The sequence below is a fragment of the Aquamicrobium sp. NLF2-7 genome (genome assembly GCF_022359935.1).
Taxonomy (GTDB): Bacteria; Pseudomonadota; Alphaproteobacteria; order Rhizobiales; family Rhizobiaceae; genus Mesorhizobium; species Mesorhizobium lusatiense.
Genome location: NZ_JAKSED010000001.1, coordinates 3238293 through 3259718 on the forward strand (window position 1 = coordinate 3238293; position 21426 = coordinate 3259718).

The following is a 21426-nucleotide window of genomic DNA, read 5'->3' on the forward strand; positions in this document are numbered from 1 at the left end:
TCAGATGCCCGGCTAATAGGTTCATCGGCCTTTTCAAAAGCATATTTCATCAATGCGGTCCCCGCCACTGTGGCGAGCATCTCTACACATCTGCAAAAAGAAAGGAAAGACCATGGACAGAACCGTGCCCGCCGGCGCGGCGCTTGCTGCTGCGCATGACAAATACTGGGTGTACCGCCCCGTCCTTAATCTTCTCGGCCTCTCAGAAGGCACAGACAAAGGCCGAGGCTACAACGAGACGCTGGCATATGGCCCGTATACGGGCGGCCCCGTCGATCTGATCAAGATGACGCTGAAACAGGTCGATGACTTGCAGGGCAAAATGCTCGCCCATCCGAAAAACAAATGGAACTCGTCGGCAGTCGGGCGCTACCAGATCGTGCGAACCACCCGGCGGAACATCCAGAAGGCCCTTAGCATTCCGTAACGCGCGAAGTTCGATCGCGACATGCAGGATCGCATGGGCTGCTACCTGCTGGGCCAACGCGGCATCGACAAGTGGCTTTCGGGGCGGCTCAAGCTGGAAAGCCTGCTCGACAATCTGGCGCGCGAATGGGCCTCGCTCCCAACCTTCAATGGCATAGGCTACTACAGCGGCCAAAATGCATCTGTCTCCGTCATGCAGGTCACGGCAGCCCTGTCCGAGGTCAAGCGCCTGCATGAGGCGGGGCAGCCCAAGATTGAGGTGCCGGTTGTCCCTGAAGCCGTTGACAAAGCTGTCAAGCAACAGACTGACGGCTGGGGCTGGTCCGGCATTGGCATTGCGGGCGGGCTGGTCGCGCTGGTGGTCGGGCTATCGATCATCCGGCGCGTGAAAGCCATCCGGGCAGAGGCGGCGACATGATCGCCATTATCTTGTCACCCCTCGGCCGCGTGTTGGGCGTTCTCGCAGTTGCCGCCTCTCTCATGGGCCTGTCATGGCTCCACGGCTACCAGCGGGGCGCTGCGAGCGAGCGCACCGCCATCCTCATGAGATCCGTTGAAGTCTTGCGCGAAAGGAACCGCGTCGATGAACAGGCACGCAATATGGATAGCCCCGAGCTTTGCGGCGCTCTTGGCGGCAAGTGCCTGCCCGAAGACAACGACTGTCAGTGAGTGCGACGGCTGGCGAAAGCTCACGCCATCGGCAGAGACACGGCAGATCATCATCCAGAACGACAAGCCGTTTGCCCAAGGCGTAGCGGCTCATAATACTTTCGGTAAGCAGCGGGGATGCTGGAAATGAATGATGCAAAGCGGTTTGACGATCTGCCCGACAAGACGAAGGAGTTCCTGTCCGGTCTCTGGCCTGATGAACTGGACACGCTCAACGATGGCATCCGCCGTGTGCGATCTATCGCCACCGTGGAGGCGTTCATGAAATGGATGATCGTCGGTATCCTCGGCATAGCCGTGGGGATGGTCATGTTCGGGGAGAGCGTGGCGAAGATTGTCGCTTGGTTTCGACCTTAAAAAGGTGCGGGGGGCAAGGCGGGATTATTCAATGACTTCAAGAGTCTGATTTTGACCCAATGTGCGGGCAATGACAGATAATTTATTAATAAATATCAATTGCATAGGCTGGTATGAATTAACAATAACGGCTGGTTAATTTGGGGGGGGCGCTGGGAGCGTCAACAGAGCGTGGTATTTTCCTCGAGGGCAAGGACCTGCGCCGGCGAAGTCGCCGGGCAGGCCACGAAAAGATTACTTCAGATCTTCGAGAATGCCGTCATAGAGCTTGCATGCGCCATCGAGGTCGGTGGTGGCCTGAGACTGCGCAGTCGCAAGCTTCTGCCCGATCTCCATTGCCTTCTCCGGATTCGTGGCTGCCAGTTCCTGCATCCTGGTCGAAACCTCCATCGCCTTTGACTGTACTTCTTCGGCCGTGCAGGCGAATGCCGGCGTAGCAGCCATCATGATGGACAGGGCAAGAATATAGGTTTTCATGTTTTTCCTCGTATTTAACCAGCCTTGTGAAAGGCCTGCCTTGTCTAGCAGCCGCCGGTGGGCCGGAGAATGGCACGGGGCTCGCCCGAGGATCACTTCATGTTTTACCGCGAAACGGCAGCACCGGAGCGATGCCGTTTCGCGGTGATTTCCGGGTGCTTCAGTTCACGCCGGCCTCTTCCTTCGCCTCTTCCAGATTTTCCAGATAGGGGCGGGCCGAGGCCCATGAGCTGAGGTCGGCACCACTTGGATTCTGGAACACCGCGAGTGCGAATTCGGGCAGGATGGCGAACAGGTGGTCGAATATATCGGCCTGAATACCCTCGTATGAAGTCCAGACGGTGGTGTTGGTGAAGCAGTAGATCTCGATCGGCAGACCTTCCGGCCCGGGCTGGAGCTGGCGGACCATGATGGTCATGCCCTTGTGCACGCCCGGATGATTGCGCAGATAGGTGTCCACATAGGCGCGGAACGTGCCGATATTGGTGATCCGGCGCGTGTTCGCTGCTACTCTTGCCTTCTCGCCGAGCTTACCGTTCCACTCGGAAATCTCGTTTTTCTTATGTCTGATATAGGTTTCCAGCAGACCGAAGGACTCGAGTTTTGCGAGCTCGTCCGGCGAGAGGAACCTGATGCTCGTCTGGTCGAGATAGATGGATCGCTTGATGCGCCGTCCGCCCGATTCCTGCATGCCGCGCCAGTTCTTGAACGAATCGGTGACCAGCTTGCGAATCGGAATGGTGGTGATGGTCTTGTCGAAATTGCGCACCTGCACGGTGTGCAGCGCGATCTCGATGACGTCGCCATCGGCGTTGAGGCTGGGCATCTCGATCCAGTCGCCCACCCGCACCAAGCCGGTGGATGAAATCTGGATGCCGGCGACCAGCGACAGCAGCGTGTCCTGAAAGACCAGAATGAGAACCGCGGCCATCGCACCGAGACCCGAGAGCAGGATCAGCGGGGAACGGTCGATGAGGGTTGCGATCATCAGCAGTGCGGCGACCACATAGACGGCGATCTTGACCACCTGAATGTAGCCCTTGATGGGTTTCATCCGGGCTTCCGGGCGGCGGTGATAAAGCGTGTCGACGATGTTGAAAGCGGCGCTGATGGCCATTGCCACCATGAGAATCATGAAGGCATTGGCTACATTCGTCACCACCGTGACCACGACTGCCGGAAGGCCGGGCACCGCCATGATGCCTGCGGCGATCACCAGCGCTGGCGTGACATTGGCCAGCCGTTCTATCACGCCATGGCGACGTAATTCCTCGTCGCGCCCGAATGCCGTTCTAGCAACGATGCGGTTGAGGATCTGGAGAAGAACCGACTTCACGATGAAGTTGGCGAACAGGGCTGCCAGTATCAGCGCGATGAGCGCGGTAAGGGTCTGAAGCCAGGGATAGGACTGGAAAAATTCTTGAATGGAGACCGTCACTGTCTCGCTTGCCTCATCTGTATGATCAATGTTCGGGAATTGGAATCGGCTGAGCCCAGCATAGCCGCAAGAAGGGCCTTATTTGAACCTTCCGGTTAAAATAGGGCTCTCAGCCTGCGCAGACAGGGGCAAAGCCGCTTTTTGAACCCTGTTTATCGCCCGCTCGCGACCTGATAAGCCGTGATCGTCCTTGTGATCTAACTGAAAATGCCGGCGGGCCTGACGCGCCGGCTGGAGATGCATGATGTCTGTTGAATTCGCCGCAATCGGTCCGGACCGGGCCCTTCCTGTTTATCTCGTCGGCAAGGACAGGCTGGCGGATGCCGGTCTTTCCGCGCAGGCGCTGGCATGGGCGCAGGCAAACGGCTTCGACGGTCAGGCCGGCAGGACGCTGGTGCTGCCGGGCGAGGGCGGGAACATTGGCGGCGCCGTGTTCGGCCTTGGCGATGGGGCAAACAGTGCGCTGGCCCTCGGCGCTCTGGCGCGGGCCCTGCCTGATGGCGACTGGCAGTTGCAGGGCGCTCTGGAAAAGCCGGAAATCGCGGCACTCGCCGTGGCGCTCGGGGGCTATGTCTTCACCCGTTATGGTAAGAAGCCCGGCCGCCGGTTGCTGCTCTCTGTTCCCGAAGGGGTGGATGCAGGACGGCTGGGGCGCCTGACGCAAAGCGTGTTCCTCACGCGCGACCTGATCAACACGCCGACCAATGACATGGGGCCCGACGGGCTGGAAAAGGCGGTGCGGGATCTGGCGGCAAGGCATGGCGCGGAGGTCTCGGTGACGGTTGGCGACGATCTTCTTGCTGCCGGCTTCCCGATGATCCACGCGGTCGGCCGCGCATCCGACAAGGCGCCGCGCCTCATCGACCTGCGCTGGGGGCGGGAGGATGCGCCAAAGGTGACGCTGGTCGGCAAGGGCGTGTGCTTCGACACCGGCGGGCTCGATATCAAGCCGGCCTCCGGCATGCTGTTGATGAAGAAGGACATGGGCGGAGCCGCCAATGTGCTGGGGCTCGCATCCATGATCATGGCGGGCGGGCTGAAGGTGCGGCTGCGCGTTCTCATTCCCGCAGTGGAAAACGCCATTTCCGGCAATGCCTTCCGCCCCGGCGACGTGCTGCAAAGCCGCAAGGGGCTGACCGTCGAAATCGGCAATACCGACGCGGAAGGGCGTCTGGTGCTGGGCGATGCGCTGGCGCTGGCAGATGAGGAAAAGCCTGAGCTTCTGATTGACATGGCGACGCTGACGGGTGCGGCGCGCGTGGCGCTGGGCCCCGATCTGCCGCCTTTCTATACAGACGACGAGGCGCTGGCCGGCGACATCGCCGCCGCGTCCGCCGATGTCGAGGACCCGCTGTGGCGCATGCCGCTGTGGCGGCCATATGACGTCAAACTGGCGTCGAAAGTGGCCGACCTCAACAATGTCACCACGGACGGCTTTGCCGGATCGATCACTGCCGCCCTGTTCCTGAAGCGTTTCGTGGAAAACACGTCCGCATGGGCGCATTTCGACATCTACGGCTGGACCCCGGCAGAGCGGCCGCATGCCCCGGTGGGCGGCGAGGCGCAGGGCATCCGCGCGCTGGAGCAGATGATCTCGAAACGCTTCGGGAACTGAAACGGAACCGAAACGATTTTGGGTTAAACCGGGCGCATGGTTGTTTCCATGCGCCCGATACAGGCCTTGCGGCTGTGGCAGCAGGTGTGCCTGCACGAAGTGCGCGACGATGCGCATGACCTGACCATGCGCCAGATGGCGATCCTGTTCACCATCTATCTCGATCCACCGCCGCATACGGTGCGGGGGCTCGCCGCGAAGCTGAGCGTAACCAAGCCGGTCATCACCCGTGCGCTCGACACGATGGGCGCGATGAAGCTGGTCTCGCGCCACCGCGACGAGAACGATCGCCGCAACGTTCTCATCCGCCGCACCGTCGAAGGTGCGCTCTATGTCGAGCGCTTCGGCGATGATATTGTCGCCAAAGCCCTCGACCTTCCGACCTGAAAGATGCTGCCCGTGACCATATCCGACCGCCGCCTGCATGCGTATCGTCCCGACCTTGCCGATGCCCGGCTGGAGGGACAGGTTGAAGCGCAGCGCTTCGTTCCGGGCCAGCCGGCGCGCATATCGGTGGCGGTCGCGGACGTGCTGAGCGCACCGCGCGCCGATGCCGGCGTCAACACGCAGTTTCTGTTCGGCGACGATGTGCTGGTCTATGACGTCGCCGACGGCTGGGCGTGGGTGCAGGCCGAGCGCGACGGCTATGTCGGCTATGTGCGCGAGGCCGAAACCGGCGCGCGGGGCCTGGCTCCGACGCATCTGGTCTGCGTGCCGCGCACCTTCCTCTATCCGGGTCCCGACCTGCGCTTTCCGCGCGCCGGCGCTCTGTCGCTGGGCTCCGCGGTCACGGTGGTGGGTGCTGCCGAAACGCGCGGCACAGCCTATGCCCTTCTGGACGATGGCAGGGCGGTGATCGCCGGCCATCTGGTGCCTGCGGAACAGCATGCGCCGGATTATGTGGCGGTGGCGGAAACCCTGCTCGGCACGCCCTATCTGTGGGGCGGCGCCTCCGGTTTCGGCATCGATTGTTCGGGGCTGGTCCAGCTTGCCATGCGCATGGCTGGCCGTGACGTGCTGCGCGATTCCGACATGCAGGCAGCCGGCCTTGGCGAGCCGCTCAATCCGGGCGCGGATCACGCCGGTCTGAGACGCGGCGATCTCGTCTTCTGGAAAGGGCATGTCGCGATCATGACGGATAGCAAAAACATGATCCATGCCAACGGCCACACCATGACCGTGGCCCGCGAAGGCCTGCGCGAGGCGATCGACCGCATCGGTTATCTCTATGGAACTCCGACCGGCTTTCGCCGCCCGTGATCTGCGGGCTCAGCTCTTGTTGCGGCGCAAATGCTCGTCCAGCCGGGGCATGATCTCCACGAAATTGCAGGGCATGTGCCGGTAGTCGAACTGGGCTTTGAGGATGCCGTCCCAGGCATCCCGGCAGGCGCCGGGGGAGCCCGGCAGCACGAAGACGAAAGTGGCGTTGACCACCCCGCCGGTGGCGCGGCTCTGGATGGTCGAGGTGCCGATCTTGTCATAGGAAATGCGGTGGAACACTTCAGAGAAGCCGTCCATGCGTTTCTCGAAGATCGGCTCCAGCGCCTCGGGCGTCACGTCGCGGCCGGTGAAGCCGGTGCCGCCGGTGGTGATGATGGCATCGATGCCGTCATCCTGCGACCAGCCTAGCACCCTGTCGCGGATCGCTTGCCTGTCGTCGGTCACGATGTCGCGCGCGGCCAGAACATGGCCGGCTTCCGCGATGCGGTCGGCCAGCGTCTGGCCGGAGCGGTCTTCCGCGAGGCTGCGTGTGTCCGACACGGTCAGAACCGCGAAACGCACGGGGATGAAAGGGCGCTGATCGGACATGAGGCTAACCTGTTGTGGACGTGGCGGCGACGAACCAGTCGCGCCGTCCGCGGCTGATGGCTTCCGCCGCAAGTTCAGCGGCCTGCCTGCTCCCGTAGATGCCGAAACAGGTCGCGCCCGAGCCCGACATGCGGGCAAAGGCGGCCCCGCTGGCCCTGAGTGCCGAAAGGCTTTCGGCAATGGCCGGGGCGATGAAAAGGGCGGCGGCTTCGAGATCGTTGCGGCTGGCGGCAAGCCACTCCAGCAATCCACTAAGACCGGGATTCGTCGGCAAGGAGGGCAGGGGCGCATTTTCGCGGCTGGCGAGGGCTGAAAACACCTGCGGCGTCGACACCTCCACGCCCGGATTCACCAGCACCGTCGCCAGTTCCGGCAGGCCGGTCACCGGCTCGATGCGCTCGCCCGCACCCCGCGCCAGCAAGGGCCGCGCGGCAAGGCACATGGGCACATCCGCGCCCAGCCGTGGCGCCAGCGCGGTGAGGGGCGAGGTGTCGTCGAGGTTCCAGTGGCGGGCAAGCGCTCTGAGAGCGGCAGCCGCATCGCTCGACCCGCCGCCGATCCCGGAAGCGACGGGCAGGTTCTTTTCAAGCCGGATGCAAACGGGCGGCAGATAGGTGTCGGGAAACGCCATTCTGAGCGCCTCGCGGGCGCGGATCACCAGATTGCCGTCGTCCGCAGGCAGGCAGGCTGCGTAAGGGCCGTGCATGGAAAATTCGTCCCGCTCCCCGTGCCCGACGCTCAGCCGGTCGCCATATTCGGTGAAGACGGCAAGTGTTTCCAGCTCATGATAGCCATCCGGCCGGCGGCCGACGACATGCAGGGCAAGGTTGATCTTGGCCGGGGCGGCCTCGGCAAGCACGGAAATCGCGTTCACGGACGGCAATCAGTCCTTGGCGACGCGGTATTCGCCCGTCTTCGGGTCCTTGACCAGCGTGCCGTTCGCGCCCGTCTTCTGCTGCTGCTCGGCGCGGCGGATTTTTGCCGTCACCCGCTCGGCTTCCCTGACGAAGGTGCGGTAGCCGATATAGGCGACGATGCCCACGGCGACGAAGAAGATGATCTGCGGCATCTCAGCTCTCCTGCGGCACGATGCCGAAAGGCATCCGGCCGATCATGCATGATGGTAGCGCGTGCGCGCGGTTTTTCAAAGGCCGAAGCGCGACCACAAGGCGCGCTCCTCTGCCGCATCGATCAGGCCTGTGGTGGCGGCTGCTGCCATGTCGGGGATGTTTCGGCCGCGCGTTCCGAACGATCCGACCCGCGACAAGAGCCCACGCGGCGCGCTGATCAGCTTCAGCCGGGTTTTGCTGCCATAACGCTGTTTCAGAACCTCGCGCATGTCGCCCAGCGAATCGACAAGGCCGAGTTCGAGGCCCTTCTTGCCGGTCCAGAACAGGCCGGTGAACAGGTCGGGATCGTCGCTGAGCTTCGCGCCGCGCCTTTGCCGGACCATGTCGATGAAGGTCTCGTGAATTTCGAGCTGCAGCGATTTCAGCCGTTCCACATCCGCTTTTTTCTCGGGCTGGAACGGATCGAGCACGGCCTTGTTCTTGCCGGCGGTGTGGACGCGGCGTTCGACGCCGATCTTCTTCAAAAGTTCGGGAAAGCCGAAAGAGGAAGAAACCACGCCGATCGACCCGACGATCGAGGACGGATCGGCGATGATCTCGTCGCCGGCCAGCGCGATCATGTAGCCGCCGGAGGCCGCAACATCTTCCACGAAGACCAGAACCTTACGGTTCTTCTCGCGCGCAAGGTCGCGGATGCGCTTGAAGATGAGGCGGGACTGCACCGGCGAACCGCCAGGTGAATTGATGGAAATCGCGACGGCCGGCGCATCGAAGGCGAATGCCTTTTCGATCAGGCCCGCCGTGGTGGCCAGTGACAGGGCAGGGCGGAACTGGGAACCGCCCGCCATGATCGTTCCGTGCAGGCGGATGACGGGAATGGTGGTGACGTTGGAGCGCCAGGATTTCGGCAGGAGGCGGTTGAGAAGTCTCTTCAAGGCAATGTCTCCGGGATCTGCGCAGCATGTAGGCATTCGCTGCGCCGCAGCAAAGCCGTCAATCGCCGAAAAGTGATTCCACGCCGTTTATTATCTGGTCGCTGTGGTGGCGGGGCTGGCCAGTTCCGCTCTCATGCAGCACCAGTGGAGGGAAAAGGGCAAGCTTACCGCGCGCGCCATATGTGGCGCGAACGACGATGCGTATCGCGGCCTCGTCTTCGCGGGGATGGATGGGTTTGATCCCGACACTGCCGAAGCGTCCCTGCATGGCCTCCAGTATGGCCGGCAGGGATTCGGGGCGGGCGATGATCGAGACGCCGCCGCGCGGGCGGATGACGGCCGCGGCGCTGCGCAGCCAGTTTTCGAACAGCCCCTCTTCCATCACATGCGCCTGCCGTCTCAGTTCGTCCGGCGTCGCCCGGTCTGCCTCGGCGTTGAAGGGCGGGTTCATGATCACGTAGTCGAAGGTATTGTCTTCAAGCCCCGCCATGTGCCGGGCCTTGCCGGTGAGCGCGACATCGGCCATCAGAACCGTGGCGCGAGCGGCAAGATGCGCATTGTGGGGATGGGCAAGCGTGGCCTCAGCGCAGGCCGCCATTTCCGGCGCGCGCTCGACCAGAACCGCCTGCGCGGCCGGGCAGCGCGACAGCACGGCAAGGCCGGCCGCACCCGCCCCAGCGCCGAAATCCGCCAGCCGGCCGGAAAAGCCGGAGGGCACGCTCGAGGCCAGCATCATGGCATCCATGCCTGCGCGATGGCCGCCTTTGGCTGGCTGGACCAGCCAGAAGCGGCCGCGATGAAAGGCGTCAATGGTGTGCCCGTCAGGGAGTGCCTGCTCTTCGCGAGCCGTCATGCGTCGCGGATCTCATGGGCTATCCCCGCATCGGTCAGTATCCTGCGGGCCTCGTCGGCCTGTTCGGAATCAACAAGGATGCGCCTCGGCAGGATGCCGAGCGAACCGTCCAGTACGCTCATATTCTGGTCTGCCACCATGCAGGCAATGCCCGCATCGCGCATCAGCGCTTCCACGAACGAAATGACGACGGCATCGTTGGTACGCACAAGCTCGATCATACAGGAGATGTCCCGGTTTGAGGGGCTGATGTAAACGCGTGGATCACGGCTCCTCCTCCATCAGACTGGCGAGGTGTGCCTTCAGCCGGTCTATGTCGGCGGCCGACCAGCCCTGCACGTCCGTCACCTCGATCCATGCATCGATGTAGTGCTGTGGTGCATAGACATGGCCATGTCCCATAGGGGTCGTCGTGGCCGTCATCATGTCGACCAGCAGTTGCAGGAAGGAGACGATCGGATACCAGCGCATCTGGGGCGACACGTCCGGACCGCGCGGTTCGCTCATCCATTCAGGCGCGCGGTAGACCGACAGCGGATCGAAGAACACGACCGCGTCGCTGGCATATTGCAGATAGACGACGCGCATCGGGCCCCACTTCGCGCCCGGAAGGGCGAGCGCGTTTTCCTGCCCGGTGAAGCGCACGTAGGAACCGTCGCGGAACCGGGGCAGCCAGACCGGAGAGCCGGCGTTCCTGCGCTCGGTGATCGAGCGCCATAACTGGCTGGAATAGGGCGGGCCGGCCCACAGCGCGCCCTGATAGGGATCGCCCAGAACTTCAAAAAGCTCGCTGGAGCGCTGGGAGTTCATGGCTCCGAGGCTGAGGCCGTAGAGATAGAGCTTCGGCCGGCTCTCTTTCGGCAGGCCGGTCCAGTAGCCGTACACTTCCGTGAACAGGGCGCGCGCCGTCTCGCCGCCATACTCGGGTTCGACCAGCAGCGAAAGCCAGCTGGCCAGATAGGAATATTGCACGGCTACGGTGGCGACGTCGCCGTCGTGAAGATATTCCAGCGTGTCGATCGCCGGCGGATCGATCCAGCCGGTGCCGGTCGGCGTGATGAGGACGAGGACGGATCGGTCGAAGGCATTGATGCGCTTGAGTTCCTCCAGCGCCAGCCGGGCGCGCTCCTGCGGCGTTTCGGCGGAACGCAGGCCGACATAGACGCGCAGCGGCTCCGTCGCCTCCCGTCCGGTGAAGGTGGAAATGTCCTGCCGCGATGGGGCCGTGGCGACATATTGGCGGCCGCGCCGGCCGATGCCGTCCCAGTCGAGCAGCGAGGCCGCGCTGCCGGTCTTGACCGGATCTTCCGGCTGCGGTGTGTCCGGCTCGATCAGTTCGTCGGCGGCGCGAAACGAGCTTTCCGCGACATAGATGGCATAGCGCAGCAGAACGCCGTTGATGAGGCTGAAGAAGATCAGCACCGCTGCAGCGACGCCGATGACTGCCGCAATGCGGCGCGGCATGAAGCCCTGCAGGCGCCTGTCGATGAAATCCAGCGTCCAACGAAACAGACGGGTGATGCCGAGCAGAACGGTGAAGGTGATGATGGTGATCAGCCCGACGCGGAATGGATAGACGCTGTCCACGGGCGGCATGTCCAGAAGCACGCGGATCGAATTCTGCCATTCAGAGGCCTGCCACAAAAATGTGACCGCGATGGCGGCGCACACGATGCCGGCGATCTGCTTGGTGCGGCGCGCAGCCTGCCCCTCCAGCATAGGCAGTTCCAGATAGGTCCACAGCCACACCCCAAGCACGCCGAGCAGATATCCGACGCCGAATGCAAGGCCGGCCAGCACGCCCTGCAGAAGATAATCCCGCGGAATCAGCGAAGGCGTGAATGAGGCGGCGAAGAACAGCGTTCCCGTCAGCAGCCCGATTGTGGACAGGGAAAGAGCCAAGCGGGAAAAGAGATTGCCGGTGCGGGACGTGACGGAAGAGGACATGATTTCACTGTCGCCATTGGGACTGAATGCAATTCGGTTTCAGGTATAGCCAGCGGAAGGGTAGATTTTCCAGTTCATTCATGCGAGGCGGAGGCGAATTGCTGGCCCCGCCGTGCCAATTCGCCTCTTGCCGTGACGTGACCATCTCCCTAGAGTCCTGGCAAGATGTGGCCGTATCGGCGGGTTTTCTGGTTCAGGAGTCGATAGTTGGGTATCGTTGTCAATCTCGGGGACGGCAAGCGCGAAACCGCTTCCATCAAGGAGCTGGTCGATCTGACGGCTTCAGACATGGGCCGGGTCAACGAACTTATCCTATCAAAAGCCGGTTCCGACGTGCAGATGATTCCCGAGGTGGCCAATCATCTGATTTCCTCCGGTGGCAAACGTCTGCGCCCGATGCTGACGCTCGCTGCCGCGCAGATGTTCGGCTATGCCGGGGACGGCCATATCAAGCTCGCCACGGCTGTCGAGTTCATGCACACGGCGACATTGCTGCACGACGATGTCGTCGATGAAAGCGGCATGCGGCGCGGCAAGAAGACGGCCCGCATGATCTGGGGCAACCAGGCCAGCGTTCTGGTCGGCGACTTTCTGCTTGGGCAGGCCTTCCGCATGATGGTCGATGTCGGCTCGCTCGACGCGCTGGACATTTTGTCCACGGCCGCCTCGGTCATTGCCGAGGGCGAGGTGATGCAGCTTGCTGCGGCAAAGAATCTGGAAACGACCGAGGACGAGCATTTCGCCGTGATCAAGGCGAAGACAGCCGCGCTGTTCTCCGCCGCCGCCGAAGTTGGACCCGTGGTCGCCGGCGCCTCGCGCAATGACCGTGCGGCACTTCGCTCCTACGGCATGAACCTCGGCCTTGCCTTCCAGCTCATCGATGACGCGCTGGACTATGGCGGATCGAGCAGCGATCTGGGCAAGAATGTCGGTGACGATTTCCGAGAGGGCAAGGTGACCCTTCCGGTGATTCTCGCCTATCGGCGCGGCACGGTGCAGGAGCGCACCTTCTGGAAGAAGGCGATCGAGGACAACGAGACCGACGACGCCGCGCTGGAAAAGGGAATAGGCCTGCTGGCGCGCCATGCGGCGATTTCGGACACCATCGGCCGCGCCCGCCACTTCGGCGAAATTGCGCGCGACGCGCTGGCGCCGCTGCCGGCCACGCCGCAGAAGTCAGCGATGATCGACGTCATCGACTTCTGCATCAGCCGGGTCAACTGACGCGACGTTTTCCTGAAGCATGTCCCTGAAAGTGGGAAGCGGTTTCGGGACAACCACATGTGTGCAGACAAGAGCTTAAAGCGTAAGCGGCGAATCTGAAAGATCGCGGCGCGCTTTAAGTCAGCCACCCAGTTCCTTCCATGACTTGTGCGAGTGGGTGCGGTCGGCCAGCGTCTCGATGACCTGACACTCGCAGACACGCCCCTGCGCGCATTGATCCACCATGTGCTTCAGTTCCTTGCGCAGAGCCTGCAAGGCTGCGATTCGCCTGTCCACTTCAACCAGACGCGTTCGGGCGATCTCGTCGGCCTGTGCGCAGGGCTGGTCGGGATCGTCCTGCAGGGACAGCAGCGTGCGGATGGCCTCGATGTCGAAGCCGAGTTCGCGGGCATGGCGGATGAAGGCCAGCCGCGTCACCGCCGCCGAGCCGTAACGCCTTTGCTGGCCTGTGGTGCGCAGCGTTTCCGGCATCAGGCCGATCTGCTCATAATAGCGAATCGTGGGAACCTTCACGTCGGCACGCCGGGCCAGTTCACCGATTGAAAAAGCCATTGTCTGTCTTCACCTCATTGTTGAGGGAAAAGTAAGCACTCCGGTCAACTATGTCACCCGCTCAGGGCATCAGGCACCCGGTCTTGCAGGATTGCGCCTGCAAGCGGGTAATCGTACAAATGGCTGAAGCGCATCTGTGCGGTTGGGCAGATGTAAAAATACCCCGGATTGAAGCACGATCCCAAAAAGGCCATGCTTCGCCGTCACATGAAGATTACGACGGTTCCGGCAAGGCGTCCGGGACGCTCTCGGCTGAAAGGATGACGATGCCGCATCAACGCATTCGCTGGCTCGCGGGTCTGACTGTGGCAACCGCGCTGGCTCTGTGCGGCCCGGTCGTCGTTGCGCAGGAGGCGGCAAAGCCGATCGAGATCACCTCGTTCTCCGGCGCCTATCTGGCCGCGCGCGTGGCTGAAGGCGATAACGACCTCGACAGCGCCATCACCTATTACAAGCAGGCGCTGGCTTTTGCGCCCGATGACACCCAGCTCCAGCAAAGCCTGATGCTGACGCTGATCGCACAGGGCCGCTTCGACGAATCGCTGCCCTATGCCGACAAGCTAAGGGAAGTTCCCGACATCGAGCGCTTTTCGCGGCTCGCGCTTGCGGTCGATACCTTCCGCAAGAAGGATTACCAGAAGGCGGAATACTGGCTGAAGCTGTCGCTCCAGGCCGATCTTGATCGCCTTATCAGCGGCGTCATGACCGGCTGGGCACGTCTCGGCGCCGGTCAGGCCGATGATGCCGTGAACTATGTCGGCAAGCTGAAGGGGCCGGAATGGTTCGATCTTTTCAAGTCATACCATCGCGCGCTGATCGCCGATGCGGCCGGCCTGAAGGACAAGGCCGCCGAGGCTTACAAGGCGACCTTTGAAAACACCGCGGCTGGCGGTGCTGCACCGGAAACATGGCTGCGCAGCGCCGAGGCCTATGCCCGTCTGCTCGCCCGTGATGGCAAGAAGGACGAGGCGCTTGCGGTTCTCGACAAGTCCGAGGATTTCGTGACCGGCCGGGCCGAAATCGAAGCCCTGCGCGAAAGCATCGAGAACGGCGCGGAGATCGCGCCGATGGTGGTCACGCCGGCAGATGGCGCTTCCGAGATCCTCACCAATCTGGCCACGGCGCTCAACCGGGGCGGCGGCGAGCCCTTCGTGCGGCTTTATCTGGAATATGCGCTGGCGCTGAAGCCCGACAGCGACATTGCGCTGGTGCAGCTTGCCGGCGTCGCCGAGCAGATGAAGGACGGCGAGCGCGCCATTGCCTATTACAAGCGCATTTCCAATGCATCGCCTTACAAGCAGATCGCCGAGTTGCAGCTTGGCCTCAACCTTGCAGATCTCGGCCGCAATGATGAAGCGATCGAGCACCTCAAGGCGCTGGTCGAGTCAAAGCCGGATGAGATGCGCGGTTATCTGGCGCTGGGCGGCGTCTACGGCGCCAAGGAAAACTGGCGCGCCTCGACGGAGCTTTACGACAAGGCGGTCGAGCGCCTGAAGGAGCCGGAACCGGCCGACTGGAACATCTTCTATCAGCGAGGCATCGCCTATGAGCGGCTGAAGGAATGGACCAAGGCCGAACCGAATTTCCGCAAGGCGCTTGAGCTCAATCCCGAGCAGCCGCAGGTCATGAACTACCTCGGCTATTCCTGGGTCGACAAGAACATGAATCTTGAGGAGGCGCTGGAAATGATCCAGCGCGCCGTGGAACTGCGTCCGAGCGACGGCTACATCGTCGATTCGCTGGGCTGGGCCTATTACAAGCTCGGCCGCTTCGAGGATGCCGTACGCGAGCTCGAACGCGCTGTCTCCCTTCGGCCGGAGGATCCGGTGCTGAACGACCACCTCGGCGATGCCTACTGGCGCGTTGGGCGCAGGCTGGAGGCAACCTTCCAGTGGAGCTATGCGCGCGACCTCAAGCCCGAGCCGGACGTTCTGGCCGAGGTTGAGAAGAAGTTGCAGAAGGGACTGCCGCCCATCACGGCCAGCACCGCGCAGGATGCGCCGGCCCCCAAGCCCAGGCCCGCCACGGAACCGAAGGGCTGATCATTCTGCTGCGAATGCGAAGCGCGACGAAGTGCTCCGCATTCCACGCCCTTCAGCGGCGCTCTTTTCTTGACGCTCCGGGAGTGGCGCACTAGGGAAGGCACCATCCTTCCCATTTCCGCCGAGGCCGTTTCCGTGAACGCCGAACTTCCTGCCCATATGCATCCCAGCCGCTCGTTTCAGGGGCTGATCCTCACGCTGCACAATTACTGGGCCAATTACGGCTGTGCCGTTCTGCAGCCCTACGACATGGAAGTGGGCGCCGGCACATTTCATCCGGCCACGACGCTGCGTGCGCTTGGGCCGAAGGCGTGGAATGCCGCCTATGTGCAGCCTTCGCGCCGTCCCAAGGACGGCCGCTATGGCGAAAATCCCAACCGGCTCCAGCACTACTATCAGTATCAGGTCATCCTGAAGCCGAGCCCGCCGGACTTGCAGGAGCTTTATCTGGGTTCGCTCGCGGCCATCGGCATCGACCCGCTGCTGCACGACATCCGCTTCGTGGAAGACGACTGGGAAAGCCCGACGCTGGGTGCCTGGGGCCTTGGCTGGGAATGCTGGTGCGATGGCATGGAAGTATCGCAGTTCACCTATTTCCAGCAGGTCTGCGGCATTGAATGCGCACCCGTGGCGGGCGAGCTGACCTATGGCCTCGAACGGCTGGCCATGTATGTGCAGGGCGTCGACAATGTCTATGACCTCAACTTCAATGGCCGCGAAGGCGAGGAAAAGGTCACCTATGGCGACGTCTTCCTGCAGGCCGAGCAGGAATATTCCCGCTACAATTTCGAGCATGCCGACACCGGCATTCTGCATCAGCATTTCATCGATGCGGAAAAGGAGTGCATCGCGCTGCTCGCCGCCGGCGCCAGCCGCCCGGAAGGTCAGCCACACCGCATGGTGCTGCCGGCTTACGACCAGTGCATCAAGGCCAGCCACGTCTTCAACCTGCTCGATGCGCGCGGTGTCATTTCGGTGACCGAGCGCCAGAGCTACATCCTGCGCGTGCGCAACCTCGCCAAGGCTTGCGGCGAGGCCTTTCTCCAGACCGAAGCCGGTGGCTTCCAGCGCGCGCCGGAGGCCGCATAAATGCCCGATCTTCTGCTCGAACTTCGTTCTGAAGAAATTTCTGCACAGCCGCGCGCCCACAGCGCCATCGGCGCGAGGACGCGCAACGTAAAAACATACGTGCGGGAGGCCGCATAAATGCCCGATCTTCTGCTCGAACTTCGTTCCGAGGAAATTCCTGCACGTATGCAGCGCAAGGCTGCGGAAGACCTCAAGAAAATGGTCACCGACGGGCTGGTGGATGCCGGCCTGACTTATGAGGCAGCGCGCGCCTACTGGACGCCGCGCCGGCTGGCGCTTGACGTGCGCGGCCTCACCGCCCGCTCGCGCGATGTGCGCGAGGACCGCAAGGGCCCGAGCACAAAGGCCCCGGAAGCGGCCATTCAGGGTTTCCTGCGCTCCGCCGGACTTGCCTCCATTGAAGAAGCGCATGTGCACTCGGACCCGAAGAAGGGCGATTTTTATGTCGCCCATATCGTCAGGCCGGGGCGCGCGGCGGAAGAAATCATCGCCGACCTGATGCCCGGCATCATCCGCGCCTTCCCATGGCCGAAATCCATGCGCTGGGGTGCCGCCTCCGGGCCCAAGGGCCGCAGCTATGGCGGCGTTGCGGGGCGCGGCGGCGATGCGTTGCGCTGGGTGAGGCCGTTGCAGTCAATCCTGTGCACCTTCGGCCCCGAAACCAGCGAGCCGGTGGTGATCGATTTCGAGGTTGAGGGCGTGCGTTCCGGCAACGTCACCTATGGCCATCGCTTTCATGCGCCGCAGGCGATTACCGTCCGGCGCTTCGAGGATTATGCCGCCTCGCTCGAAGCCGCAAAGGTGGTTCTCGATGCCGACCGCCGCAAGGAGATGATCCAGACGGATGCGCGCAATCTGGCCTTCGCCAATGGCCTCGATCTGGTTGAGGACGAGGGGCTTCTGGAAGAGGTAGCCGGGCTTGTGGAATGGCCCGTCGTGCTGCTGGGGGAATTCGAGGAGGAATTTCTGGCCATACCGCCGGAAGTCATCCGCCTCACCATCCGCGCCAACCAGAAGTGTTTCGTCGCCCGCCCGCAGGGCGAGACTGATGCTCTGGCCAACCGCTTCCTGCTGATCTCCAACATCGAGGCGAAGGACGGGGGCAGGGAAATCGCCCATGGCAACGGCAAAGTGGTGCGTGCGCGCCTTTCGGACGCCGTGCATTTCTGGAAGACCGACCAGGCCGATGTGCCCGATCTCGATCAGCTGAAGGGCTCGGCCGAAAAGCTCGCGCTTGACCTGAAGAAGCCGCTCGACCAGCGCATGGCGCGTCTCGATCATCTGGGCGTGACCTTCCACGCGAAGCTCGGCACCCAGGGCGCCCGGGTTCAGCGCATCGTCAGTCTGGCGCGCGAGATCGCCCCGCTGGTGGGCGTCGACCCGGATCTGGCCGCCCGCGCGGCCGTGCTCGCCAAGGCCGATCTCCAGACCGAGGTGGTGGGTGAATTCCCCGAGCTTCAGGGCGCGATGGGCCACAAATATGCACTGTTGCAGGGCGAGAAGCCCGAGGTCGCCGCGGCGATCGAGGAACATTACAAGCCGCAGGGTCCGTCCGACCACGTGCCGACGGCTTCGGTGTCCGTGGCGGTGGCGCTCGCCGACAAGCTCGACACGCTGGTCGGCTTCTGGGCCATCGACGAGAAGCCGACGGGTTCGAAGGACCCCTATGCGCTGCGCCGCGCGGCCCTTGGCGTGATTCGCCTGATTCTGGAAAATGATCTGCGTCTGAACCTGAGAGTCCTGATCGAAAGCGCGTATCGGGCTGTTGCGGAGAAAGCCGACTCGTCTCAGAGCTTTGTGTCTTCTCAGGTAGTTACTGAAGACATGCTGTCCTTCCTGCATGACCGTTTCAAGGTCTATCTGAAGGATGAAGGTGCGCGCTACGATGCCATCGATGCGGTTCTGACGGCTGACACCGACAACCTGCTTCTGGCGGCAAGGCGGCTGGAAGCCCTTATCTTTTTCCTCGATTCCGAGGACGGCAAGAACCTTCTGGCCGGCACAAAGCGCGCGGCCAACATTCTCGCAGCCGAGGAAAAGAAGGGCACCGCCGTTGCGGGGACCGTGGAACCCGACTTGTTCCGGGACGATGCGGAGAGGAACCTCTTCACTGCCATCGGTCAGGCCGAGACCAACGCGCGCGATGCGATCCGTAACGAGGACTTTTCGGCTGCCATGCGCGCGCTGAGCGCCTTGCGCGAACCTGTCGATGCCTTCTTTGACAAGGTTCTCGTCAATGACGAAGATGCTGCCGTTCGCGCCAATCGCTTGGCCTTGCTCGCCCGCATCCGCACTGCCACCGGCGAGGTGGCCGATTTCTCGCGCATCGCCGGCTGATCCGGCAAGGGGATGACTGAGCGTGGCCGAGATACTGCCCGCCAATAAGGCTCTGGAGCCGGCTCTGGCCCTTTTGAGGGCCGGCGAGGTCGTCGCCATCCCCACCGAGACGGTCTATGGCCTTGCCGGTGATGCCACCAGCGGCGAGGCGGTGGCGCGCATCTATGAAGCCAAGGGGCGTCCGCGCTTCAACCCGCTGATCGCCCATGTCAGCGACATGGCAATGGCCGAGCGCATCGGCCGCTTCGATCCGCTGTCGCGCCGGCTGGCGCAGGCATTCTGGCCGGGACCGCTCACACTGGTCGTGCCGATGCAGCCGGATGCCGGCATTCATCCGCTGGCGACCGCCGGGCTGGACACCATCGCGCTGCGCATGCCGCGCGGTTTCGGCGCGAAACTGATCGCGGCTCTGGGGCGGCCGCTCGCGGCTCCCAGCGCCAACACGTCGGGGCGCATCAGCGGCACCACCGCACAGGCGGTCGCTGCCGATCTCGGCCAGCGCATCAGGCTTGTGGTGGATGATGGCGCAACGCCGGTCGGCCTGGAGTCGACCATCGTCAAGGTCGAGGACGGCAAGGTGCGCCTGCTTCGCCCGGGCGGCATCGCGGCGGAGGAGATCGAAGCGGTTATTGGCCGGCAGCCTGAGCGCGGCGCGAAGGGCATCGAAGCGCCGGGCATGATGATGTCGCATTATGCGCCGAAGGCCGGAATGCGGCTTGGCGTGGAACGCGTGCATCCCGGCGAGGCGCTGCTGGCCTTCGGGCCGCAGCGCGTGGCGAATGAGCGGAACGCGGTGGCGGTACTCAACCTATCGCCTTCTGGCGATTTGCGTGAGGCGGCCGCCAACCTTTTTTCCTTCATGCATGAACTGGACCGCAGCGGCGCTGCCGCCATTGCGGTCGAGCCCGTCCCGATGACGGGGCTTGGCGAGGCGATCAACGACCGGCTGGCGCGGGCAGCAGCTCCGCGTGATGTGGTGAACGGAGACTAGAACCGATGGCAGACGCGGCACTTTTCCTCGATCCCGGTCTGGTGCAGCGTTTCGCGGAAATCGTCGGCGCTCGCCATGCGCTCACTTCGCAGCCGGACATTGCTCCTTATCTGGTAGAGCCGCGCGGGCTCTGGCATGGCCGCACCTCGCTGGTGCTGAGGCCGGGCAGCGTCGATGAGGTGAGCCGCATCATGCGGCTGGCGACCGGGACGGGTACGCCCATAGTGCCGCAGAGCGGCAATACGGGACTTGTTGGGGCGCAGGTGCCGGACGCCGTCGGCGGGCAGGTGGTGCTGTCGCTATCGCGGCTCAACCGCATCCGCGAGGTCGATCTCCTGTCCAATACGGTGACGGCCGAGGCCGGCGTCATCCTCCAGACCCTGCAGGAAACGGCGGCGCAGGCTGGCCGGCTGTTTCCGCTTTCGCTGGCCGCGCAGGGCTCGTGCCAGATTGGCGGCAATCTCTCCTCCAATGCCGGCGGCACCAATGTGCTGGCTTATGGCAACGCGCGCGAACTGTGCCTTGGCGTGGAAGTGGTGCTCCCCACCGGCGAGGTGTTCGACGATCTGCGCAAGCTGAAGAAGGACAACACTGGCTACGACCTGAAGAACCTGTTCGTTGGGGCCGAGGGCACGCTGGGCGTCATCACCGCGGCGGTGCTGAAGCTGTTTCCAATGCCGAAGGGCAGGGAGGTCGCTTTCGTCGGTCTGCCGTCGGCGGAGGCCGCGCTTCAGCTGTTCGCAATGGCCAGCGACAGGGCCGGCAGTTCACTGACCGCTTTCGAGCTGATCGGGCAGCGGCCTTACGATTTCACGCTGGCCCATGCCGCCGGCGTGGTGCGCCCCCTGACGAGCGACTGGCCATGGTATGTGCTGATGGAGATTTCCTCCGGTCGCTCCGCTGAAGACGCGCGTGGCCTGATAGAGGACATATTGGGCGCGGCAATTGAGGAAGATGTCGCAGGTGATGCGGTGATTGCCGCAAGCCTCTCGCAGGCCGAGGCTCTGTGGAATTTCCGCGAGGTTCTGCCCGAAGCCCAGAAACCAGAGGGTGCATCGATCAAGCACGACATTTCCGTGCCGATTGCCGCGATCCCCGCCTTTATCGCCAAGGCCGGCAAGGCCGTGGAGCAGGTGGCACCCGGCGCGCGCCCGGTCTGCTTTGGCCATATGGGCGACGGCAACCTGCACTACAATGTCTCCCGGCCCGCAGACGGCGACGATGCGGCCTTCCTCGCCCTCTACCGTGCCGTCAATGATGCCGTACACGATGTCGTGCGCGAATTTTCCGGATCGATCTCGGCCGAGCATGGCATCGGCCAGCTGAAGCGCGACGAGCTGATCGCCACTGCTCCGCCCATGGCCATCGACCTGATGCGCCGCGTCAAGGCGGCGTTCGATCCGGCCGGCATCATGAACCCGGGTAAGGTTATCTGAGCCTTTACGCCGACGCCTTCCGGTTGGATTTTCCTAACCATCTGGAAGATCAGCAAAATTTAACCGAATTTCTTAAGCGCCCCGGTAAGGGGCTCACGTTACCTTGCCTGCATAACGAGGCCGAAAACGGCCCGGGGAGACCGGAGTACCGGCTCTCGG

At 63.0% G+C, this 21426-nt stretch carries 23 protein-coding genes; 13 read left to right on the forward strand and 10 right to left on the reverse strand.

From position 1 onward, the window contains the following. The first annotated feature begins 112 nt into the window (after positions 1-112). From MIC97_RS15880 to MIC97_RS15895, 4 genes are all read left to right on the forward strand, one after another. A complete protein-coding gene (locus tag MIC97_RS15880; RefSeq protein WP_239800819.1) occupies positions 113-427 on the forward strand; it encodes a hypothetical protein in 315 nt (104 codons plus the stop codon). A 21-nt stretch (positions 428-448) separates the two neighbouring features. Next, complete coding sequence (locus MIC97_RS15885) at positions 449-844, forward strand: hypothetical protein (protein WP_239800820.1); 396 nt, start codon at positions 449-451, stop codon at positions 842-844. After that, positions 841-1095: a hypothetical protein gene (locus MIC97_RS15890; RefSeq protein ID WP_239800821.1), complete on the forward strand. Its 255-nt coding sequence runs from the start codon at positions 841-843 to the stop codon at positions 1093-1095. Before MIC97_RS15885 ends, MIC97_RS15890 begins: the two co-directional genes overlap by 4 nt. Positions 1096-1221: 126 nt before the next feature. Next, positions 1222-1452 carry a hypothetical protein gene (locus tag MIC97_RS15895; protein ID WP_239800822.1) on the forward strand — a complete coding sequence of 77 codons (231 nt, stop codon included), beginning with the start codon at positions 1222-1224 and terminating at the stop codon, positions 1450-1452. A gap of 234 nt (positions 1453-1686) precedes the next feature. On the opposite strand, the gene MIC97_RS15900 is transcribed toward MIC97_RS15895, so the two are convergent. Continuing rightward, positions 1687-1929: a hypothetical protein gene (locus MIC97_RS15900; RefSeq protein WP_239800823.1), complete on the reverse strand. Its 243-nt coding sequence runs from the start codon at positions 1927-1929 to the stop codon at positions 1687-1689. A gap of 160 nt (positions 1930-2089) precedes the next feature. Continuing rightward, complete coding sequence (locus tag MIC97_RS15905) at positions 2090-3355, reverse strand: mechanosensitive ion channel family protein (RefSeq protein WP_239801169.1); 1266 nt, start codon at positions 3353-3355, stop codon at positions 2090-2092. A gap of 256 nt (positions 3356-3611) precedes the next feature. On the opposite strand from MIC97_RS15905, the gene MIC97_RS15910 reads away from it, so the two are divergent. Genes MIC97_RS15910 through MIC97_RS15920 form a run of 3 tightly spaced genes read left to right on the forward strand, consistent with a single transcriptional unit; the run spans position 3612 to position 6242 of the window. Then, entirely contained in the window at positions 3612-4982 is a 1371-nt protein-coding gene (locus tag MIC97_RS15910; protein WP_239801170.1) for a leucyl aminopeptidase family protein, read from the forward strand. 36 nt (positions 4983-5018) lie between these two features. Beyond that, positions 5019-5369, forward strand: coding sequence for a MarR family transcriptional regulator (locus tag MIC97_RS15915; RefSeq protein ID WP_239800824.1), 351 nt, complete (start codon positions 5019-5021; stop codon positions 5367-5369). Between the two features lie 3 nt (positions 5370-5372). Continuing rightward, positions 5373-6242, forward strand: a complete 870-nt coding sequence (locus tag MIC97_RS15920) for an NlpC/P60 family protein (RefSeq protein ID WP_239800825.1) — start codon at positions 5373-5375, stop codon at positions 6240-6242. A 9-nt stretch (positions 6243-6251) separates the two neighbouring features. On the opposite strand, the gene moaB is transcribed toward MIC97_RS15920, so the two are convergent. From moaB to MIC97_RS15955, 7 genes are all read right to left on the reverse strand, one after another. Continuing rightward, positions 6252-6791 carry a molybdenum cofactor biosynthesis protein B gene (gene moaB, locus MIC97_RS15925; RefSeq protein WP_239800826.1) on the reverse strand — a complete coding sequence of 180 codons (540 nt, stop codon included), beginning with the start codon at positions 6789-6791 and terminating at the stop codon, positions 6252-6254. Positions 6792-6795: 4 nt separating this feature from the next. Continuing rightward, entirely contained in the window at positions 6796-7665 is an 870-nt protein-coding gene (locus tag MIC97_RS15930; RefSeq protein WP_239800827.1) for a 4-(cytidine 5'-diphospho)-2-C-methyl-D-erythritol kinase, read from the reverse strand. Between the two features lie 9 nt (positions 7666-7674). Then, positions 7675-7860: a hypothetical protein gene (locus MIC97_RS15935; protein ID WP_183828096.1), complete on the reverse strand. Its 186-nt coding sequence runs from the start codon at positions 7858-7860 to the stop codon at positions 7675-7677. A gap of 75 nt (positions 7861-7935) precedes the next feature. Continuing rightward, the gene (locus tag MIC97_RS15940) at positions 7936-8796 is read right to left on the reverse strand and encodes a S49 family peptidase (RefSeq protein WP_183828099.1); all 861 of its coding nucleotides are present in this window, start codon (positions 8794-8796) and stop codon (positions 7936-7938) included. Between the two features lie 58 nt (positions 8797-8854). Continuing rightward, positions 8855-9649, reverse strand: coding sequence for a methyltransferase (locus tag MIC97_RS15945; RefSeq protein ID WP_239800828.1), 795 nt, complete (start codon positions 9647-9649; stop codon positions 8855-8857). Then, the gene (locus tag MIC97_RS15950) at positions 9646-9870 is read right to left on the reverse strand and encodes a DUF2007 domain-containing protein (protein ID WP_239800829.1); all 225 of its coding nucleotides are present in this window, start codon (positions 9868-9870) and stop codon (positions 9646-9648) included. Before MIC97_RS15950 ends, MIC97_RS15945 begins: the two co-directional genes overlap by 4 nt. Before the next feature lie 43 nt (positions 9871-9913). Next, a complete protein-coding gene (locus MIC97_RS15955) occupies positions 9914-11596 on the reverse strand; it encodes an alpha/beta-hydrolase family protein (RefSeq protein WP_239800830.1) in 1683 nt (560 codons plus the stop codon). A gap of 207 nt (positions 11597-11803) precedes the next feature. On the opposite strand from MIC97_RS15955, the gene MIC97_RS15960 reads away from it, so the two are divergent. Further along, the gene (locus MIC97_RS15960; protein ID WP_239800831.1) at positions 11804-12820 is read left to right on the forward strand and encodes a polyprenyl synthetase family protein; all 1017 of its coding nucleotides are present in this window, start codon (positions 11804-11806) and stop codon (positions 12818-12820) included. Positions 12821-12940: 120 nt separating this feature from the next. On the opposite strand, the gene MIC97_RS15965 is transcribed toward MIC97_RS15960, so the two are convergent. Next, positions 12941-13372: a helix-turn-helix domain-containing protein gene (locus tag MIC97_RS15965; RefSeq protein ID WP_239800832.1), complete on the reverse strand. Its 432-nt coding sequence runs from the start codon at positions 13370-13372 to the stop codon at positions 12941-12943. A 266-nt stretch (positions 13373-13638) separates the two neighbouring features. Between MIC97_RS15965 and MIC97_RS15970 the strand changes: the two genes are divergently transcribed. From MIC97_RS15970 to MIC97_RS15990, 5 genes are all read left to right on the forward strand, one after another. After that, on the forward strand, positions 13639-15414 hold the full coding sequence (locus MIC97_RS15970) for a tetratricopeptide repeat protein (RefSeq protein ID WP_239800833.1): 1776 nt from the start codon (positions 13639-13641) through the stop codon (positions 15412-15414). Between the two features lie 135 nt (positions 15415-15549). Next, positions 15550-16503: a glycine--tRNA ligase subunit alpha gene (locus tag MIC97_RS15975; RefSeq protein ID WP_239800834.1), complete on the forward strand. Its 954-nt coding sequence runs from the start codon at positions 15550-15552 to the stop codon at positions 16501-16503. 117 nt (positions 16504-16620) lie between these two features. Beyond that, positions 16621-18840: a glycine--tRNA ligase subunit beta gene (glyS, locus tag MIC97_RS15980; protein ID WP_239800835.1), complete on the forward strand. Its 2220-nt coding sequence runs from the start codon at positions 16621-16623 to the stop codon at positions 18838-18840. A gap of 22 nt (positions 18841-18862) precedes the next feature. Beyond that, positions 18863-19831, forward strand: a complete 969-nt coding sequence (locus MIC97_RS15985; protein ID WP_239800836.1) for an L-threonylcarbamoyladenylate synthase — start codon at positions 18863-18865, stop codon at positions 19829-19831. A 5-nt stretch (positions 19832-19836) separates the two neighbouring features. Then, positions 19837-21267 carry an FAD-binding oxidoreductase gene (locus tag MIC97_RS15990; RefSeq protein WP_239800837.1) on the forward strand — a complete coding sequence of 477 codons (1431 nt, stop codon included), beginning with the start codon at positions 19837-19839 and terminating at the stop codon, positions 21265-21267. Positions 21268-21426: the final 159 nt, after the last annotated feature.

What these genes read in the sequence shown, in the direction of transcription:
- moaB (WP_239800826.1), bottom strand. Translation starts at nt 6,791, where the DNA reads ATGTCCGATCAGCGCCCTTTCATCCCCGTGCGTTTCGCGGTTCTGACC.
- MIC97_RS15970 (WP_239800833.1), top strand. Translation starts at nt 13,639, where the DNA reads ATGCCGCATCAACGCATTCGCTGGCTCGCGGGTCTGACTGTGGCAACC.
- MIC97_RS15955 (WP_239800830.1), bottom strand. Translation starts at nt 11,596, where the DNA reads ATGTCCTCTTCCGTCACGTCCCGCACCGGCAATCTCTTTTCCCGCTTG.
- MIC97_RS15880 (WP_239800819.1), top strand. Translation starts at nt 113, where the DNA reads ATGGACAGAACCGTGCCCGCCGGCGCGGCGCTTGCTGCTGCGCATGAC.
- MIC97_RS15950 (WP_239800829.1), bottom strand. Translation starts at nt 9,870, where the DNA reads ATGATCGAGCTTGTGCGTACCAACGATGCCGTCGTCATTTCGTTCGTG.
- glyS (WP_239800835.1), top strand. Translation starts at nt 16,621, where the DNA reads ATGCCCGATCTTCTGCTCGAACTTCGTTCCGAGGAAATTCCTGCACGT.
- MIC97_RS15915 (WP_239800824.1), top strand. Translation starts at nt 5,019, where the DNA reads ATGGTTGTTTCCATGCGCCCGATACAGGCCTTGCGGCTGTGGCAGCAG.
- MIC97_RS15890 (WP_239800821.1), top strand. Translation starts at nt 841, where the DNA reads ATGATCGCCATTATCTTGTCACCCCTCGGCCGCGTGTTGGGCGTTCTC.
- MIC97_RS15910 (WP_239801170.1), top strand. Translation starts at nt 3,612, where the DNA reads ATGTCTGTTGAATTCGCCGCAATCGGTCCGGACCGGGCCCTTCCTGTT.
- MIC97_RS15900 (WP_239800823.1), bottom strand. Translation starts at nt 1,929, where the DNA reads ATGAAAACCTATATTCTTGCCCTGTCCATCATGATGGCTGCTACGCCG.
- MIC97_RS15965 (WP_239800832.1), bottom strand. Translation starts at nt 13,372, where the DNA reads ATGGCTTTTTCAATCGGTGAACTGGCCCGGCGTGCCGACGTGAAGGTT.
- MIC97_RS15990 (WP_239800837.1), top strand. Translation starts at nt 19,837, where the DNA reads ATGGCAGACGCGGCACTTTTCCTCGATCCCGGTCTGGTGCAGCGTTTC.
- MIC97_RS15945 (WP_239800828.1), bottom strand. Translation starts at nt 9,649, where the DNA reads ATGACGGCTCGCGAAGAGCAGGCACTCCCTGACGGGCACACCATTGAC.
- MIC97_RS15885 (WP_239800820.1), top strand. Translation starts at nt 449, where the DNA reads ATGCAGGATCGCATGGGCTGCTACCTGCTGGGCCAACGCGGCATCGAC.
- MIC97_RS15895 (WP_239800822.1), top strand. Translation starts at nt 1,222, where the DNA reads ATGAATGATGCAAAGCGGTTTGACGATCTGCCCGACAAGACGAAGGAG.
- MIC97_RS15935 (WP_183828096.1), bottom strand. Translation starts at nt 7,860, where the DNA reads ATGCCGCAGATCATCTTCTTCGTCGCCGTGGGCATCGTCGCCTATATC.
- MIC97_RS15920 (WP_239800825.1), top strand. Translation starts at nt 5,373, where the DNA reads ATGCTGCCCGTGACCATATCCGACCGCCGCCTGCATGCGTATCGTCCC.